We start from the raw sequence: 15,441 nt of genomic DNA, 5'->3' as shown, positions 1-15,441 counted from the left end.
ACAAAGCACGAAAATACGGGAGGGGGGTTTCCTGCTTTGGGGGGGGGGGCGGCCTGTTTATTTGCGGAGGGGGGGGGGGGGGGGGGGTGGGGGGGGGGGGGGGGGGGCCCCCCCCCCCCCCCCCGCGCCGAGTGTTCTGCCAGGACGGCCCTCAGGCATGGGAGACGGGAAGTACACCCCCGTTGTACTCGACCATCTCGCCGAAGACCGACACGACGTCGAGGGCGCTGCCGAGCTCTCCGCCGGCCAGTTCCGCGTAGGCCCGGTGCAGGTTGGCCACCAACCGCTCGGGGTCGCGCAGGTCGCCGTACGGACCGGGCCCCGTCTCGCGGGCGAGTTGGAGGGGGGTGAGCCCCGCCGCCCTGCCCTCGGCGGCCCGCTCCGTCAGCCAGTGGAAGTACTCCTCGGTCTGTGTCAGCGCCTCGGGGCCGCTGACGGGTCCGTGGCCGCCGACGACGGTCAGCGGGTCCAGCTTCCGCAGGAGTTCCAGGGTGGCGAGGGACCCGGCGACCGAGCCCATCAGCACGAACGGCGTACAGCCGGGAAGCACGACGTCGCCGGCGAACAGCACGCGCTCCTCGGGCAGCCACACCAGCGTGTCGTTGGTGGTGTGCGCGGGGCCCGGATGGATCAGCTCGATCCGGCGCTCCCCCTGGTGGAGGGTGAGCCCCTGGCGATACGTCAGGTCGGGCAGCATCAACTCGATGCCGCCCCACTCGACGTCGGGCCACAGCGCGGTCAGACCGAGTCCGGCGGCCGCCATCTCCGTACGGGTGCGCTCGTGCGCGACGACGACGGTTCCCGGGCCCGCCAGTACGGCGTTGCCGAAGGTGTGGTCGCCGTGGAAGTGGGTGTTGATGATCAGCCGGGGGGACTCGGGCGTGAGCCCGGCGAGGGCGGTCCGCATGGCGCGGGCCCGCTCCTGGGTGGCGGCCGTGTCCACCAGCACGGGCCCACCGCCCCGCCCCGGTTCCAGCAGGATGCCCGCGTTGCTGACGCACCATCCGCCGTCGGGCTGGATGTACGCGAACACGCCGTCCGCCAGCTCTTCCAGCCTTCCCGGGGTGGCGATCCGGGCCCCGGTCACGGTACGACCACTCACTCGGCGGCCCCCTGACCGAGATGGCTCCGGGCCGTCCGAAGGGTGCCCCGGCTGTTGGCGCCGATGATGTCCCGGGCTTTGAGAAGGGCCTGGGCGATGGTGGTGCCCGGTCCGAAGACGCTCTCCACCGCGGCGGGATCGAGGGCCACCGTGTGCCGGGCGGTGACCAGGGTGCCCTCGGGACCGCTGCTGAAGAGCCACTCCCCGGAGTGGGCCAGCAGTCCGCGCGGCGGGGTGGTCTGCTTGTAGACGATCCGCTCGCCCTCGAAGCACAGCCGCACCGACTGGGTGGTGTGCTTGCTGCCGTCCGCGGCGGAGGTCTCCATGTCCATGGTCTGTACCTCCGCGCCCGCGGTGGCGGCCTCCGCCGGGACGGTCTCCAGGTCGAGCCCGGCCACGTGCGGCAGCCGCTCGGGCCACAGATCGGCGCGGTACAGGAAGTCGTAGACCTCCGCGGCCGGCGCGGCTATGAGTTCGTCGTCGCTGAAGGTCAGGATCAACTCGTCCGGCTCCTCGGGGCGTTCGGCCCAGGACCGGAGCGCCCCGATCTCGACGGTGCTGTTGGAGTCCAGCGCGGCGGCGATGCGGTCGGCCGCGCCCGGATCGCCTTCGGTGGTCCACCGGTGCCCCAGTTCCAGCCGCCCGGGGCTGCCGGGCGAGGCGTCCTGGAACCGCCAGTGCCCCGACATCTCCGTGAGCGGCGCGGCCGGGGTCTCCTGTGCGAAGTCGATCCGGTTGCCCGCCGGGTCGAGCACCCGCCGCGAGGTCCAGCTGCGCACCCCGTTGCCGACGACCGCCCAGAGCCTGATGCGCTGGACGTCGCCGGTGCGTTCCAGTTCCTGGGACCAGATGCAGGGCGCGAAGAGCAGCGGCCAGCGGCCGACGTCCTCGATGAGCGCGTAGGCGCGGCGGGCCGACGCGGCCAGCTCGGTCACGTGCTCGGCGCTGCGGGTGGGGCTGTCCGCGGTCCTCTCGTACGTCTCCGTGTCCACGCGGTGGTTCTCCTCAATGTCAGTGGCGTGCGAGATCCCAGTGATGTGCGAGGCGGCTCAGTAGTTTCCGAGACCGCCGCAGACGTTGATCGCCTGCGCGGTGACGGCCGCCGCCGCGTCCGAGACCAGATACGCCACCATGGCGGCGACCTCGTCGGGGTCGGTGTAGCGGCCGAGGGGGATCTTGGCGTTGAACCGTTCGAGGACCTCGTCCTCGGTGGTGTTCCAGATACGGGCGTAGTGCTGACGCACGTTGCCCGCCATGGGCGTCTCCACATAGCCGGGGCAGACCGCGTTGACGGTGATTCCGCTCTTGGCCAGCTCAAGGCCGAGGGCCTTGGTGAACCCGACCACGCCGTGCTTGGAGGCCGAGTACGGCGCCCCGAACACGACGCCCTGCTTTCCGCCCGTGGAGGCGATGCTGACGATCCTGGCGCGCTTCAGCTCACGCATCCGGCCGGTGGTCAGCACCTGCTTGGTGACCAGGAAGACGCTGTTGAGGTTGGTGTTGATGACGTCGAACCAGAGCTCGTCGGGGATCTCCGCGGTGACGCCGCCGCCGCTGCGCCCGGCATTGTTCACCAGGACCTCCACCGGACCGAACCGGTCGACGGCGGCCTGGACGAACTGCTGCACGCTCTCGGCCGAGGTCACGTCGCACACGGTTCCGTCGGCCGTCACACCGCTCTCCCGGAGCTCCTTGACGGTCTGGGTGAGGGCTTCCTCGTCCCGGGCGCAGAGGTAGACGGGGTGTCCGAGCGCGCCCAGGGAGGCCGCGACGGACCGTCCGATGCCCCGGGTCGCTCCGGTGACGACGGCAGTGCCCCGGGGGGCCTGTACCTGCTCCATGGTGTCGGGCCCGTTCTCTCAGGCGGCCTGGGCCGCGGCGTGGTTGACCCGGTCGAGGAACTCCCGGGGCGTCTCTATCCCGGTGACCTCCTCGTCGGTGAGCTCGACCCCGAACCGGTGCTTCATCAGGGCCGCCGTCTCCAGCAGCGCCAGCGAGTCGTAACCGAGGTCGGTGAAGGGCAGGTCCAGGTTCTGGCCGTTGAGCGTGATGTCGTCGTCGGCGCCGGCGCACTCGGTGAGCACGAGAACCAGGTCGTCGAGGGTGATGGTCATGAGGTGAACTCCTCGCGTACGGATCGGATGGGGTGGGGTGGGGTGGGGTGGGGATGTAGGTGAGATGGGGATGGCTGTGGAGTCGGAGGTCAGGCGGCGGCCTCGGGCGAACGGACCACCACGGCGGCGTTGAAGCCGCCGTGACCTCGCGCCAGCACCAGGGCGGTGCGCAGCGGTGTGTGGCGGGGGGTGGCGCGCACCAGGTCGAGCCGGTGCTCGGGAACGGGGCGGTCGATGCCCGCGGTGGGCGGGATGACACCGTCGCGCAGGGCGAGCAGCGCCGCGGCCACGTCGAGCGGGGCCCCACCGCCGAACAGCCGGCCCGTGAGGGTCTTGGGGGCGGTGACCGGCACACCGTAGGGGCCGAAGAGGGCGCGCAGTGCCGCGGCCTCTTCGTCGTCGGCCGTGGGCAGTCCCGCGGCGTCGGCGAAGACCACGTCCACGTCCTCGACGCCCAGCCCGCCGTCGGCGAGGGCGAGCCGTGCGGCGCGTTCGAGACCGGGCGGGCGTCCGGAACCAGGCCGGGGCGAGAAGGTGGCCGCGTATCCGGCGATCTCGCCGTACACCCGGGCGCCGCGCGCACGGGCCGCCGTCTCCTCTTCGAGTACGAGCATCGCGCCCCCCTCGCCCGGTACTTGACCGGCGGCGCGGGTGTCGAAGGGCAGGTAGGCGGTGGCGGGGTCGTCGGAGCGGGAGAGTCGGCCGCTCGCGAGGTGGGAGACCAGCCCCCAGGGGTCGAGGGAGGAGTCCATGCCGCCGGTCAGCGAGAGCTTGACGCCCTGTCGCAGCGTGCGGCGGGACTGGCCGATGGCATCGAGGCCGCCCGCCTGTTCGGAGACGAGGACGCCACTGGGTCCGCGCAGTTTGTGGCGGATGGAGAGCTGGCCGGTGTTGACCGCGTAGAACCAGGCGAAGGACTCGTAGACGCTGACCTGCTGCGGGCCCTGGGTCCACAGTTTGCGGATCTCCCGGTGGGTGAACTCGAATCCGCCGGTGGCGTTGGAGGTGACCACGCCGCAGCCGTACTCGCCGTATTCGTCCTGTTCCGCCAGTTCGGCGGGGTTGGCGTCGGCGTCGGCGAGTGCCTCGGCGCCCGCGACGAGGGCGAGCCGGGTCACCCGGTCGGTCTGCGGCAGCAGCCGTCCCGGGATGTGCTCGGCCGCCTCGAACCCGGCGATCCGCCCGACCAGCCGGGACGGGTAGCGGGAGGCGTCGTAGTCGACGACCGGCCCGATACCGCTCGTGCCTTGCAGCGTGGACTGCCACCACTGCTCGGTGCCGAGGCCGTTGGGGGCGGCGACGCCGATGCCGGTGATGACGGCGGTCGGCCGCCCGGTGCGCTCAGGGGTCTCCTGGGCCGCGGGAGTGGCCAGTGTCATCGCGTGGTTTCCTCTCGGGTGATGACCATGGCGGACTGGAAGCCGCCGAAGCCGCTGCCCACGCTGAGAACGGCGTCCACGCCGTGCTCCCGGGCCTCGTTCGGCACGTAGTCCAGGTCGCATTCGGGATCGGGCTCGTGAAGGTTGGCCGTGGGGGGAACGGCGCCGTTCTCCATGGCCAGCGCGCAGGCGGCGATCTCGATGGAGCCGATGGCACCCAGTGAGTGCCCGACCATGGATTTGATGGAGCTGATCGGCACCTCGTAGGCGTGCTGCCCGAGGGTCTCCTTGAAGGCGGCGGTCTCGTGCCGGTCGTTCTGCTTGGTGCCCGAGCCGTGCGCGTTGACGTAGTCGACGAGGTCGGGGTTGAGCCGCGCCTGGTCCAGTGAGTGCCGGATGGCCTCGGCCATCTCGTGGCCGTCCGGCCGCAGACCCGTCATGTGGTACGCGTTGCAGCGGGTGGCATAGCCGCCGATGACCCCGTAGACATGGGCGCCCCGGGCCCGCGCGTGCTCCAGCTCCTCCAGGACGAACATCGCGGCGCCCTCGGCGAGTACGAAGCCGTTGCGGGTGCGGTCGAAGGGCCGGGAGGCGTGCTCGGGGTCGTCGTTGCGGGGGGTGGTGGCCTTGATCGCGTCGAAGCAGGAGACGGCGATCGGCGAGATCGGGGTGTCGGCCGCCCCGGCGATCATGACGTCGACGGTGCCCTCGGCGATGAGGTCACGCGCGTAGCCCACGGAGTCAAGGCCGGAGGTGCAGCCGGTGGAGACGACCGTGGCGGGGCCTTCGGCGCCCACGGTCCAGGCCACCTCGGCCGCCAGGGAACTGGGCACGAAGGCGTCGAAGAGGTGGGGCGAGACGTAGTCGCTGTCCACCTCCCACAGCCGGCCGCTGTCGCTGAGGACGAGGTATTCGCGTTCCAGTCCCGTGGTGCCGCCGACGGCGCTGCCGACGCTCACCCCGGTGCGGTGCGGATCGAGTTCCACGAATTCGAGGCCGCTGTCCGCCATGCACTCCCTGGCGCTGACTACGGCGAACTGCGCGGCCCGGTCCAGCCGCCTCGCCTCCCGCGGGCTGAGCCCGGACCGCTGCGGATCGAAGTCGACTTCGGCGGCGACCTGGGAGCGGAAGCGGGAGGGGTCGAAGAAGGAGATGGTGCGGGTGGCGGTGCGGCCCGAGACCAGGAGATCCCAGAACGCCTTCTTGCCCACCCCACCCGGCGCGACAACGCCTATCCCGGTGATTGCGACACTTCGGTTCACTGTCCTGCCCCTCGTTCGGCTGTCTTCGACTGTCGGCGCAACCCCTTGACCACGGCTCGAATTCGACTGGCGGCCCCGTCTCGCCGGTCCAGCGGTGGTCCACTCCAGGTCGAGACGGGTCGGACAGGCTCGGCCCGCCCGCCGGAGGTGCCGGGGGCCGAGGTGAGGGAGGTCCCGTGGAGCGCCGTCGAACAGTGCTGCTGCTGCCCGGACAGGGTGCGCAGCGGGAACGCATGGCCGCCGGACTGTACGGCGCGTGGGAGGAGTTCACCGCGCCCATGGACGAGTTCTTCGGCCGGCTCGGCACGACGGGGGCAGGGCTGCGGTCGGCGTGGTTGCGCCCCGCGCCCAACCCGGAGCTGGACGAGTCGGCGGTGGCCCAGCCGCTGCTGCTCGCCGTGGGCCACGCACTGGGACGTGCGGTGGGCACGGCGGCGGAACCTCCCGCGCTGCTGCTCGGGCACAGCGTGGGCGAGCTGGCGGCGGCCTGCCTCGTGGGCGTCTTCGACCCGGCGGACATCGGCGCGCTGGCCGCCGCCCGCTCCCGGGCGCTGGAGGGTACGGGGTACGGCGGGATGCTCGCGGTGGCGGCGTCGGAGGGGCAACTGGCAGAAGAGCTTGGGGGTTTCGACGAAGGGGCGGAACTCAGCGGTTCTGCCGAGGGGATGGCCGTCGGAGCCGACGGGGTGACCGGGTCGGGGACGGCCGACGGGGTGGCTGTCGCGGGGGTGACCGCGGCCGGGGTGGCCGACGCGAGGGTGGCCGACAGGGCGGCCGTCGCGAGGGTGGCTGCCGGGACGGCCTTCGCCGGGGTGGCCGTCGCGGCGCTCAACGGGCCGCGTCAGACGGTGCTGGCGGGCCCGAGGGAGGCGCTGGCCGCCGTGGAGCAACGGCTGCGGGACCGCGGGTTCCTGGTGCGCGCGCTGCGTTCGGGGCACGCCTTCCACAGCCCCGCCATGGAAGGAGCCGCGCTGCGCTTCGGTGAGGCACTGGCGGGTTTCGGGCCGCGTGTCCCGCGGGGCGGCGCCGGCACGGTGGTGTCCAGCCGCACCGGGGTCGCGGTGACGGCGGAGCAGGCGCAGGATCCGCACTTCTGGGGCGGGCAGTTGGCCGCCCCGGTGCGGTACTGGCCGGCCCTGCGGGAACTGCTGGACACCTTGGGGAGGCGGCCGGGGCTGCTGCTGCTCGACGGCTCCGCGGACCGGAGCCTGAGCGCCCCCGCCCGGCACCACCCCGCGGTGCGGGACGGCGCCAGCGAGGTGGTCCCCCTGCTGGCCGTCGGCCGGGACGCCGGTGGCCCGGCCGACGCGCGGGTCTTCGCCGAGGCGTTGCACCGGCTGGGGGAACAGCGGGATCACACAGGGGATCACACAGTGGTGAGCTGACCTTGGACGTACTGGATGAGGGCGGCGGGAGTGGTGAGTTCGTCGAGCTGTTCGTCAGGCACGCTGACCTTGAAGTCGTCCTGGATACGGGTCACGATCTCGTACACGGTGAGCGAGTCGAAACCGAGGTCGGTGAACTCGGTGTGCAGCGTGGAATCCTTGATCTCCTCACTGGTGGCTCCGTCGAAGCAGGCGTTCACGACGCTCTGGAACTCGGTGATGGTGAATTCAGCCATGCGGCACACCCTGTGCGGTCGCACTCGACGGCTACTGGAGACCGGCTCGATGGCAGGCGGGACGCCGTCGGCTCAGCCGCCGCTCGATCCTGCCTCCAGTAGGCGCCCACAGCATCACCACCATGACGACTGACGAGACGACGACCACTGACGAGACGATGACCACTGACGAGACGACGGTCACTGACGCAACGACGAAGAACGCTCCCAAGCTCCCCTCCCCCGAGCTGTACGTGGAGGTGACACAGTTCTACGCCCGGCAGATGCACCGGATGGACGGGGACGACTTCGGCGGTTTCGCCGCCACGTTCGTCGCGGGCGCGGAGTTCCGTCTCGCGGGCGGCACCGTACTCACCGGCCCCGAGGCGATCGAAGCGGGCGCGCGGGCGGCGGCGGGCAGGTTCGACGGCGCGCAGCCCCGGCACTGGTTCGACATGCTGACGGTCGAGGAGGCCGACGACGGCACGGTGTCCACCAGCTACTACGCGACGGTGACGGTCACTTCCGCACAGGGTGCCGTCCTGGTGGAGCCGACCTGCTTCGTCCGGGACACCCTGGTCCGGGTGTCTGGTGTGCTGCGCAGCCGGTCCCGGGTCATCGAGCGGGACGACCTCGTGGTGCGCGCCCGGACGCAGGGCTGAGCACGTGTGGTCGGTGGTGCTCCCGGTCAAGTCGTTCAGCAGGGCCAAGAGCCGGCTCGCGGCGGGGCTGGGCCCGTGGCGCCAGGAACTGGCCCACGCCTTCTTCCTGGACACACTGTGGGCGGTACGGAACACCGAAGGCGTCCGTACGGTCGTGGTGGTGACGGCCGACCCCCTGGCCGCCTCACAGGCCCGCACCCTGGGCGCGCTGGTCTGCCCGGACGCACCCGATCCCGACCTCAACGACGCCATACGCCTGGGGGCCGCCAAGTGCCGCTCGGTGGGCCCCGAGGGGCCGGTGGCGGCACTCACCGCCGACCTGCCGGGCCTGCGTCCACGCGAACTGGAGCATGTCCTGCGCGCGGCACGGAGTCATGATCGGGCCTTCGTCGCCGACCACACCGACGAGGGAACCACCGTCCTGACCGCGCTCACCACCGCCGGCCTCGCTCCCGCCTTCGGCACGGACTCCGCGCACCGGCACGCCTCACTCGGGGCGTTCCCCGTCGACATGCCGAGCGACTGCGGCATCCGGCTCGACGTGGACACCCCGGAGGACCTGGCGCGGGTGGCGCTGCGAGGGGTGGGGCCGTACACGGCGGCGCTGTTCCGCCTGCGAAAGGCGAGGTTCCCGGTGGCGGCGGACCCCGTGGAAGGATTTCAGGGCGTCGAGGGCGTTCAGGACGTTCAGGGTGCTTCGGCGACGGCTTCCTCGTAACGCTGGATGGCATGCACAAATGTCGCGCGCTCCTGCGGACTGAGATCGTCGAAGACCTTGCGCCAGGCCCTGGCCCCGCTGGCCAGCCAGGCGTCGACGGCCGCGCGGGTGGTGGGGTCCTCGGTCAGCGAGACGATGCTGCGCCTGCGGTCGTCAGGATCGGAGCGACGCTCCACGACCCCCTCACGCTGCAGATCGCTGACCATCAGACTGACCGTGGTCGGCGCGACCTCCAACCGAGCGGCGAGGTCCTTGACGGACGTGGGCCCGTCGAAGATGAGGCAAGACAGCAGGGAGAGATGCCGGGGCGCCAGCCGCAACGAGCGCAACTGCTCGGGCACGGGGGTGCGCTTGGCACGGGAGACCAACCGCGGCAACGTGACCAGCATGGCCCGAACCGCCTCTTCGGCGCTGAGACGACTACCCGCCTCCGCCTCCGGCTCCGTCTCCTCTGACATCGCTTCGACCTCCAGGTCCGCCACGGTACCGGACGGTGGGGCGGGGGTGTCGTACGAGGTGGGGACGGTACCGGACCGTGGTGCGGCGCCGTCCTAGGAGGTGGGCCGGGCCCAACACTGTCCTACGAGGTGGGCCGGGTGCGGCACCGTCCTAGGAGGTGGAGCCGGGCGGGGTCACCCCCAGGGCGGGCAGCAGGTAGGTCTCCTCGTAGACGAAATGCTCCTCGATGCCCGCCACGGTCCGCTCCAGCTCCGCCCGCAGCCAGGTCAGGTCCTGCCCGTCGTCGCTCTCCACAAGCTTGGTGAGCCGGTCGAGCCCCGCGGCCACCTGCCGGTGCTCTTCCCTCAACCGCTCAATAACGGGGGCGATCTCGGGATAACGCTGCTCGAAGACGGGGAAGGCGCCGTCCTCCATGGTGTGGTGGTGGTGAAGCCCGAGGCAGTACTCCAGGCAGCGGGCGCGTAACTGCTGCACGAGGGAGACACCGTCGCCGTCCCCACCCACGGCCGCGGTGAGCCCGCCCTCCTCGTCGAGCGCGGTCCGCAACGCCGCGAGCTGCGCGCGCAGTTCCCGGTGCCCGACGAGCAACTGCCGCCCGGCGGCTTGGCTGTCGATGTGCTGAGGAACTGGCATGGAGGCCCTCCAGAAACAGTTTGTTTTCAAAGCAAACTCACCTTGAGATTACAGAGGCGCCCGGACTGCCGTCAATCACTCAACTGCCCGACCCGTCTGCCCCTAGCGGGCCACGAGCGGGACAGAGGGAGCGGTCCGGTGCGGGTTCGTTGTCCATCCTGGACGCGACGGCCGTACGCATCTCGCTGTTGAACTCGGCGAGTTCGTCCTGACTGAGCCAAAGGGCAGCAGCAGCCCGCCGGTGGTCGTCCTGCCCGGCGGCGGCACGACCGGCCCTGGACCACCGGAACTTCCAGGCCGAGCGGCCGAACTCATCGCGAGCCCGGTCTAGCAGGCCACGTGTACGCGGTTCGGGTAGCCGTCGTCGAGCGCTCCGTCCGGCAGCACCGGGAAGTTGAAGCCCGGGTCGATCGTCTTCAGCACTGTCCGGCTCTTGGTGCGGGAGCATACGAGCAGGTAGACGGTGTCGCCTCGCAGCACCGCAAGCGCTCAGCGTGCGAGAAGGTGGCTCAGCGCCTGGTCGACGATCAGGGACACTTTTCCGTGCTCGCGAGGGCCGTCACCGTCCGCGCCGAGCAGGGGCGGCGGCCTGGTTGCTGTCATAGGCAGCTGGCACCGTGTACGCCGCCATGCGTCACCGCTCCGACTCCGGTACGTACCCATGACGCAGCCATGGGCTGGGCTGACGCGACGGCCGACCCTCTGCTGCGGTCTGGACGGCCGGTTTGTTCGAGAGTGCTCCCCAGGCGTCGATGATGGGCTGCCGCCAGCACCGCATTCCGTACCCCGATCCCGACCATGGTCATTCTCAAGGGCGGGGCAACCCAACATGCCGGCGTTGTTATCGCGCCAGCCCGCTCAGCTCTCTTCCTGTCCCCACAGGCCGCCGCGTGATCCACTCCACGCCTACACGGCCTGCTCATGGCGCAGTTCACGCTGGCGAGATCATGGGCCTCTTGAGTAACGTCGACTGCTTCGAGACGCCCTCGCCCCACCGGGAGCAATAAGTGAACCGCCTCGCCCTGCCCTCTGCCGCCTCACTCACCGCGACAGCGGTTCTGCTGCTGACCGCATGTGGCTCAGGAGGGGGCGACGACTCGTCCTCGGACAAGATCAAGGGAGCGGGTCAGGGAGGGAACAGCAGTTCTTCTCCGTCAGCTTCGGCCCCGGCCTCCAGTGGTGGCGTCGACCGTCCCGGGATCACGCTCCCCAGGTCCTTCCAGGCGAACTTCGAGGGCTGGACGAACAGCAACCCGAAGCTGCAGGCGATCCTCAATGACGGAGGGGAGGAGCTGAAGTCGAAGTACGCGGCGGTCATCGAGTCGGACCCGGACTCGGACGCGGTGTCGTTCTACAACTCGGAAGCCACCCTCACGTCTGCTCGCAAGTGGATCAAGCAGTTCGTCGACGATGACGACAGCCTGATCGGCAAGGTCCTCGTCTTCGATCCCCAGGTCCACATCAACGACACCGGTTCGGGTGTGCTGTTCTACTGCGTCGACGAGCGCGGAGCGTCCACGAAGAACCGCAAGACCGGCAAGGTCACAGCCACCCCTGATGAGCCCGACTCGGTGATTCAGTACCGCGCCCGGTTGGACAAGACCTCGCAGGGGGTCTGGAAGACCGTGGCCCTGACGACGGTTCCGGGAGCGTGCAGCTGATGCGGTCCGCAGCGAAGGCGGGCGTCCTCCTCACCGCATCGGTCTGTGCCCTCGCCTTCTCCTCCACGGCGGCCTTCGCCATCGGAGACAAGGACAACCAGTCGCCACCCCCTTCGGGTCGCCCTTCCGGTGGCGCCTCCGACAACATTCTGAACGCCACGGCCACCGCCACCAGCATCAAGGTCACGCAGGTCAACGGCGGCGCATCGGGCAACTCCCCCAAGGCACTCGCCCCGGTCGACCCCAACTGGGAACCACCGGCGTGCTGGTACGAGCCGGTGGCCACGCCCCAACAGCTGAAAACCGGCGTGGACCGGCTCAAGAAAGGCGGAGACCTGGTGCGCGTCACCCCATCGCTCAGCTGGGGCGAGGACCTGATGGTGAGCCACTACGAGAAGGGTGAGGCGCAGCCCGGTGGCGGAGAAGGCTACGAGGACTACAACGTCGGCCAGAACGGAATGTTCTGGCGCGGAGTCATCAACAAGAGCAGGGAGAACGACCCCGAGTCGTACGACTGCGAGCGCAACCTGTTCTGGCAGAACGCCAACACCCTGCCCGACGACGAGCACGCGCCCACTCCCGACGTCCTGGCGGCATACGCCTACGACCAGATCAAGGTTCCCCAGACCGAGGTCGAGCTGAAGCCGGAAGGCAAGTCCACGGTGAACCTGCCCACTTGGGCATGGCTGGACAAGGGAACCTTCCAGGAGGTCAAGGTCCGCGCCGAGCTCCCGAACACCGGCGTGTGGGCTGAAACCACTGCCAAGCCGGTCGCCCTGCATCTGGAGCCCGGTGCCGAGGACGCCGAGACGTACCCCGCCTCCGGCGACTGCGAGATCGGCAGGGACGGCTCGATCGGGACTCCGTACTCCAAGGGAAACTCCGGCAAGACGCCGCCGTGCGGCATTACTTATCTGCGGGCGAGCAGCGGGGCACCGTACCAGCTGAAGGCGTCGATCACCTGGGAGATCTCCTGGGAAGGCTCCGGCGGCGCTCAGGGCGACCTGCCGAACGGCACCTTCGAGACCACTCAGAACATGAACGTCCAAGAGATCCAGTCCATCAACCGCTGAACACGCTGAACAACCACTGTCCGCTGACGCCTGCGCGCGTCCCGACAAACAGCAAAACGGGGGGAACCGTATGTCGCACAGGCCGATGGACTGGCACATACTCGACCTGGACAAGGACCCGACGCCGGGCGATCCCCAGCGAGTGCGCAAACTCGCAGGCAATCTGCACGACTTCGCCGACGACGTCGGCCAGGTCCTGCGGGACGTCAAGGGCATGGCGAATGAGGACGCGATCCTCGCCTGGGCAGGCAAGACTGCTGAGGTCTTCACCGCGGAGTTCAAGGATGTCCCGGGCAAGCTGAAGAAGCTCAAGAAGTCCTACGACCTCGCGGGCGACGCCCTGGCTTCCTACTGGCCGGACCTGGAGGACGCCCAGACGAAGGCGGACAAGGCCCTGCGCGACGGCCGCGCCGCCCGCGATGACCTCTCCACCGCGAAGACCGCGCTGACAGGCGCGAACGACTGGGTCCGCACGGCCACCGCGAAGACCGACTCGTACGACCCGGACAAGAACCCCGGCAAGAACGTGCCCAAGCCGGACGAGGCCGAGGTCCGCCGGGCCACCCGCAACGCGCAGCACGCCGAGACGCAGCAGGCGTCCGCCCAGCGGGACGTCGACGCCGCGCAGAACGCCCTGGACGCGGCCAAGAGGCTCGCCAACCAGGCGAAGGGCCTGCGCGAGGAAGCTGCCCGGCGCACGATCAAGAAGCTCGAGGAAGCCTCCGACGCCGGCATCACCAACCGCCACTGGTGGGAAGAGGTCGGCGACTGGGTCTCCGACAACTGGGACGAAATCGTCACGGTCTGCAAGTGGGTCGTCATGGTCGTCGGCATCATCGTGATGATCGTCGGCGGCCCTCTGGGATGGCTCGTCTTCGCGGCAGCACTGGTGGTGCTGGCGGACACGTTAAGAAAGGTCCTCAACGGAGAGGCGGGGTGGGGCGATCTTCTCTGGGCCGCGCTGGACTGCATCCCAGCCGCCAAGGGCTTCACCAGCCTGGCAAAGCTGGGCAAGCTCTGGAAAGCGGGCGGGCTGAAAGCCCTCGGAGCCGGCTTCATGGGCGGCATCGGCGGCGGTCTGAAGAATCTTGCCAATGGCATCAGAAATGGCGGCCAGGGCCTCAAATCCCTTTTCCTGCGGACCATGGGTAAAGGGCATCCCGAACGAACCGGCTCCAAGATCCCCGCACCGCCCAAGCACCCTGGTGACGACGCCCTACACTCAGGAATGCCGATCTACCACGGGGACAGAATTTCAGCGATTGGCTACGACGGTGCCACCCTGCGGAACTTCGAAGTGGCGGAGCGACTGCCCGGGCATCACGACGCGGTTATTCACGGAAAGCGGGACGGAACGTTCTTGGCCGGAAACGAGAACCTGTCCGGCTTCAGGGCAGCCGGCGAAACAGTCAACCCCAACCAGGTCGCGGACGCCATCCGCAGGTCGCCTGGGTACGATGGGGGCCCGGTACGCTTGCTATCCTGCCATTCTGGCGCAATACCCCCCAACGGAATCGCCCCCGCTCAAGAGATGGCGAACATACTCGGAACCACAGTGCGGGCACCCACCAATGCCGTAGGAGTTCCCCCTATAGGCAACGGCCCCTTCACCCCGACCATCCGCGGCAACGGAACCTGGCGAACCTTTCTGCCGATTATGTGACGAATCACCCTAGGTGCAAGGAAATTCAATGATTCGGACAGTTGGATTCTTCCGAGAGCAGCCAGCTCAGTGGGGGATCAAGAACGAAGAATCCATCCATGGGTTCGTACGAAAGAGCGGAGAAACCGACGAGAACGAGATCGCCGCGTACCTCGTAAATGGGGCCGACATCTTCAGCGAGATGGGCGCCGAAGCCGATGTCCTTTCGGCAGAAGGGTTTCTGATCGCAGGAGGGGCCTCCCTCAAGACGGATGGGGAGTGGGTCTGGCGATATGACCTCCCTCACTATGTCACCGAATACCATCTCGCCCTTCCGGAGGAATTTCTACGGAGGATCAGAGACCTCAACTATGTCGTTCCACAGCTCGACGAAGACACCTTGTTCACCATTCTTGAGGAAGTGACAGGAATTGACTTCCGGAACCAGTGAGCCGACGACAGAGACCGGATCGGCCGATATCGGTGGCACGCCCATTGGAATCGCCCTGTCGGTACCGGAGTCCTGGTGGGAGTTCGACATCCGCCCCGAGGGGCGTGAATCGACGATCCGCTCCCTCGTCGATGAGCGGACCCACGAGACACCCGAACTCGCGCCGTACCGGGCCGACTTGACGAACATGCTCCGCAAGATGGCCAAGGATGCCCACGACTCCGGCGCAATCTACATGGGCTGTATGGCGGAGAACTTCGACGGCGTGCCGCTGTCCGCGACCGTTACCGTGAGCGTGCTGGGGTCGAAGACCAAGCAGGGAGTGACTCTCTCTACCGACCCGCGCGCCATCGCCAAGAGCCTTCGTGCGATCAAGCCCCGCCGCGAGGGCGACGCCTGGCGAAAGGTGACGACCGTCGACATCCCCGAAGTCGGCCCCGCTGCCCGCACGTTCGGCGTCGAGGACGTACCCGTCGCGAAGGATGACAGCCGCACCCTGCGCATGGCCTTGACCCAGACGTACATCCCCGTCCCCGGAGCCGCCGATCAGGTCGCCCTCGTCTCCGGGGCCAGCCCGGTCCTGGACCTGGCCGAGGCATTCCACGACATCTTCGATGCCGTGACTGGCACGTTCCGCTTCGTATAGGTGCACGCGCAACGACAGGAGCAGAGGCAACAGCGGCCA

18 protein-coding genes are annotated in these 15,441 nt (G+C 69.2%); 8 read left to right on the top strand and 10 right to left on the bottom strand.

Annotation, left to right across the window (positions count from 1 at the left end; genetic code table 11):
* Positions 1-151 precede the first annotated feature (151 nt).
* The 6 genes from ACZ5VQ_RS18435 to ACZ5VQ_RS18410 all read right to left on the bottom strand — a co-directional run bounded on the left by ACZ5VQ_RS18435 (position 152) and on the right by ACZ5VQ_RS18410 (position 5,857).
* On the bottom strand, positions 152-1,102 hold the full coding sequence (locus tag ACZ5VQ_RS18435; RefSeq protein WP_469105796.1) for an MBL fold metallo-hydrolase: 951 nt from the start codon (positions 1,100-1,102) through the stop codon (positions 152-154).
* A complete protein-coding gene (locus ACZ5VQ_RS18430; protein ID WP_469105795.1) occupies positions 1,099-2,094 on the bottom strand; it encodes an aromatase/cyclase in 996 nt (331 codons plus the stop codon). Before ACZ5VQ_RS18430 ends, ACZ5VQ_RS18435 begins: the two co-directional genes overlap by 4 nt.
* Positions 2,095-2,151: 57 nt before the next feature.
* Positions 2,152-2,943 carry an SDR family NAD(P)-dependent oxidoreductase gene (locus tag ACZ5VQ_RS18425; protein ID WP_469105794.1) on the bottom strand — a complete coding sequence of 264 codons (792 nt, stop codon included), beginning with the start codon at positions 2,941-2,943 and terminating at the stop codon, positions 2,152-2,154.
* Positions 2,944-2,961: 18 nt separating this feature from the next.
* Complete coding sequence (locus ACZ5VQ_RS18420; protein WP_362075067.1) at positions 2,962-3,216, bottom strand: acyl carrier protein; 255 nt, start codon at positions 3,214-3,216, stop codon at positions 2,962-2,964.
* Between the two features lie 89 nt (positions 3,217-3,305).
* A complete protein-coding gene (locus ACZ5VQ_RS18415) occupies positions 3,306-4,595 on the bottom strand; it encodes a ketosynthase chain-length factor (protein WP_469105793.1) in 1,290 nt (429 codons plus the stop codon).
* A complete protein-coding gene (locus ACZ5VQ_RS18410) occupies positions 4,592-5,857 on the bottom strand; it encodes a beta-ketoacyl-[acyl-carrier-protein] synthase family protein (RefSeq protein ID WP_266740359.1) in 1,266 nt (421 codons plus the stop codon). Before ACZ5VQ_RS18410 ends, ACZ5VQ_RS18415 begins: the two co-directional genes overlap by 4 nt.
* 176 nt (positions 5,858-6,033) lie before the next feature.
* Here ACZ5VQ_RS18410 and ACZ5VQ_RS18405 point away from each other — a divergent pair, with 176 nt between their 5' ends.
* On the top strand, positions 6,034-7,242 hold the full coding sequence (locus ACZ5VQ_RS18405) for an acyltransferase domain-containing protein (RefSeq protein WP_469105792.1): 1,209 nt from the start codon (positions 6,034-6,036) through the stop codon (positions 7,240-7,242).
* Here the strand turns inward: ACZ5VQ_RS18405 and ACZ5VQ_RS18400 are convergent.
* The gene (locus ACZ5VQ_RS18400; RefSeq protein WP_055613729.1) at positions 7,224-7,478 is read right to left on the bottom strand and encodes an acyl carrier protein; all 255 of its coding nucleotides are present in this window, start codon (positions 7,476-7,478) and stop codon (positions 7,224-7,226) included. The two genes, ACZ5VQ_RS18405 and ACZ5VQ_RS18400, sit on opposite strands and share 19 nt — an antisense overlap.
* Before the next feature lie 122 nt (positions 7,479-7,600).
* On the opposite strand from ACZ5VQ_RS18400, the gene ACZ5VQ_RS18395 reads away from it, so the two are divergent.
* Entirely contained in the window at positions 7,601-8,119 is a 519-nt protein-coding gene (locus ACZ5VQ_RS18395; protein ID WP_469105791.1) for a nuclear transport factor 2 family protein, read from the top strand.
* A gap of 13 nt (positions 8,120-8,132) precedes the next feature.
* Complete coding sequence (gene cofC / locus ACZ5VQ_RS18390; protein ID WP_469105790.1) at positions 8,133-8,837, top strand: 2-phospho-L-lactate guanylyltransferase; 705 nt, start codon at positions 8,133-8,135, stop codon at positions 8,835-8,837.
* On the opposite strand, the gene ACZ5VQ_RS18385 is transcribed toward cofC, so the two are convergent.
* The 3 genes from ACZ5VQ_RS18385 to ACZ5VQ_RS18375 form a co-directional block, all read right to left on the bottom strand.
* Positions 8,807-9,295, bottom strand: a complete 489-nt coding sequence (locus ACZ5VQ_RS18385) for a MarR family winged helix-turn-helix transcriptional regulator (RefSeq protein WP_359847628.1) — start codon at positions 9,293-9,295, stop codon at positions 8,807-8,809. The two genes, cofC and ACZ5VQ_RS18385, sit on opposite strands and share 31 nt — an antisense overlap.
* Before the next feature lie 151 nt (positions 9,296-9,446).
* Complete coding sequence (locus ACZ5VQ_RS18380; protein WP_469105789.1) at positions 9,447-9,929, bottom strand: hemerythrin domain-containing protein; 483 nt, start codon at positions 9,927-9,929, stop codon at positions 9,447-9,449.
* Between the two features lie 327 nt (positions 9,930-10,256).
* Positions 10,257-10,409 carry a hypothetical protein gene (locus ACZ5VQ_RS18375; protein ID WP_469105788.1) on the bottom strand — a complete coding sequence of 51 codons (153 nt, stop codon included), beginning with the start codon at positions 10,407-10,409 and terminating at the stop codon, positions 10,257-10,259.
* A gap of 527 nt (positions 10,410-10,936) precedes the next feature.
* On the opposite strand from ACZ5VQ_RS18375, the gene ACZ5VQ_RS18370 reads away from it, so the two are divergent.
* The 5 genes from ACZ5VQ_RS18370 (at position 10,937) to ACZ5VQ_RS18350 (ending at position 15,402) form a co-directional block, all read left to right on the top strand.
* Positions 10,937-11,590, top strand: a complete 654-nt coding sequence (locus ACZ5VQ_RS18370) for a hypothetical protein (RefSeq protein WP_469105787.1) — start codon at positions 10,937-10,939, stop codon at positions 11,588-11,590.
* Positions 11,590-12,663, top strand: a complete 1,074-nt coding sequence (locus ACZ5VQ_RS18365; protein ID WP_469105786.1) for a hypothetical protein — start codon at positions 11,590-11,592, stop codon at positions 12,661-12,663. Before ACZ5VQ_RS18370 ends, ACZ5VQ_RS18365 begins: the two co-directional genes overlap by 1 nt.
* Positions 12,664-12,748: 85 nt before the next feature.
* Entirely contained in the window at positions 12,749-14,326 is a 1,578-nt protein-coding gene (locus ACZ5VQ_RS18360; protein WP_469105785.1) for a putative T7SS-secreted protein, read from the top strand.
* Positions 14,327-14,354: 28 nt separating this feature from the next.
* Entirely contained in the window at positions 14,355-14,756 is a 402-nt protein-coding gene (locus tag ACZ5VQ_RS18355; RefSeq protein WP_469105784.1) for a hypothetical protein, read from the top strand.
* A gap of 43 nt (positions 14,757-14,799) precedes the next feature.
* On the top strand, positions 14,800-15,402 hold the full coding sequence (locus ACZ5VQ_RS18350; protein WP_469105814.1) for a hypothetical protein: 603 nt from the start codon (positions 14,800-14,802) through the stop codon (positions 15,400-15,402).
* Positions 15,403-15,441 lie beyond the last annotated feature (39 nt).

The organism is Streptomyces sp. NPDC033178, assembly GCF_055577685.1.
Note: the sequence above shows the minus strand (reverse complement) of the source record. Positions and strands in the feature narration are given on the sequence as shown.

Coding starts and splice junctions, on each gene's coding strand:
- ACZ5VQ_RS18425 (WP_469105794.1), bottom strand. CDS start 2,943: ATGGAGCAGGTACAGGCCCCCCGGGGCACTGCCGTCGTCACCGGAGCG.
- ACZ5VQ_RS18420 (WP_362075067.1), bottom strand. CDS start 3,216: ATGACCATCACCCTCGACGACCTGGTTCTCGTGCTCACCGAGTGCGCC.
- ACZ5VQ_RS18415 (WP_469105793.1), bottom strand. CDS start 4,595: ATGACACTGGCCACTCCCGCGGCCCAGGAGACCCCTGAGCGCACCGGG.
- ACZ5VQ_RS18400 (WP_055613729.1), bottom strand. CDS start 7,478: ATGGCTGAATTCACCATCACCGAGTTCCAGAGCGTCGTGAACGCCTGC.
- ACZ5VQ_RS18395 (WP_469105791.1), top strand. CDS start 7,601: ATGACGACTGACGAGACGACGACCACTGACGAGACGATGACCACTGAC.
- ACZ5VQ_RS18385 (WP_359847628.1), bottom strand. CDS start 9,295: ATGTCAGAGGAGACGGAGCCGGAGGCGGAGGCGGGTAGTCGTCTCAGC.
- ACZ5VQ_RS18380 (WP_469105789.1), bottom strand. CDS start 9,929: ATGCCAGTTCCTCAGCACATCGACAGCCAAGCCGCCGGGCGGCAGTTG.
- ACZ5VQ_RS18365 (WP_469105786.1), top strand. CDS start 11,590: ATGCGGTCCGCAGCGAAGGCGGGCGTCCTCCTCACCGCATCGGTCTGT.
- ACZ5VQ_RS18360 (WP_469105785.1), top strand. CDS start 12,749: ATGGACTGGCACATACTCGACCTGGACAAGGACCCGACGCCGGGCGAT.
- ACZ5VQ_RS18355 (WP_469105784.1), top strand. CDS start 14,355: ATGATTCGGACAGTTGGATTCTTCCGAGAGCAGCCAGCTCAGTGGGGG.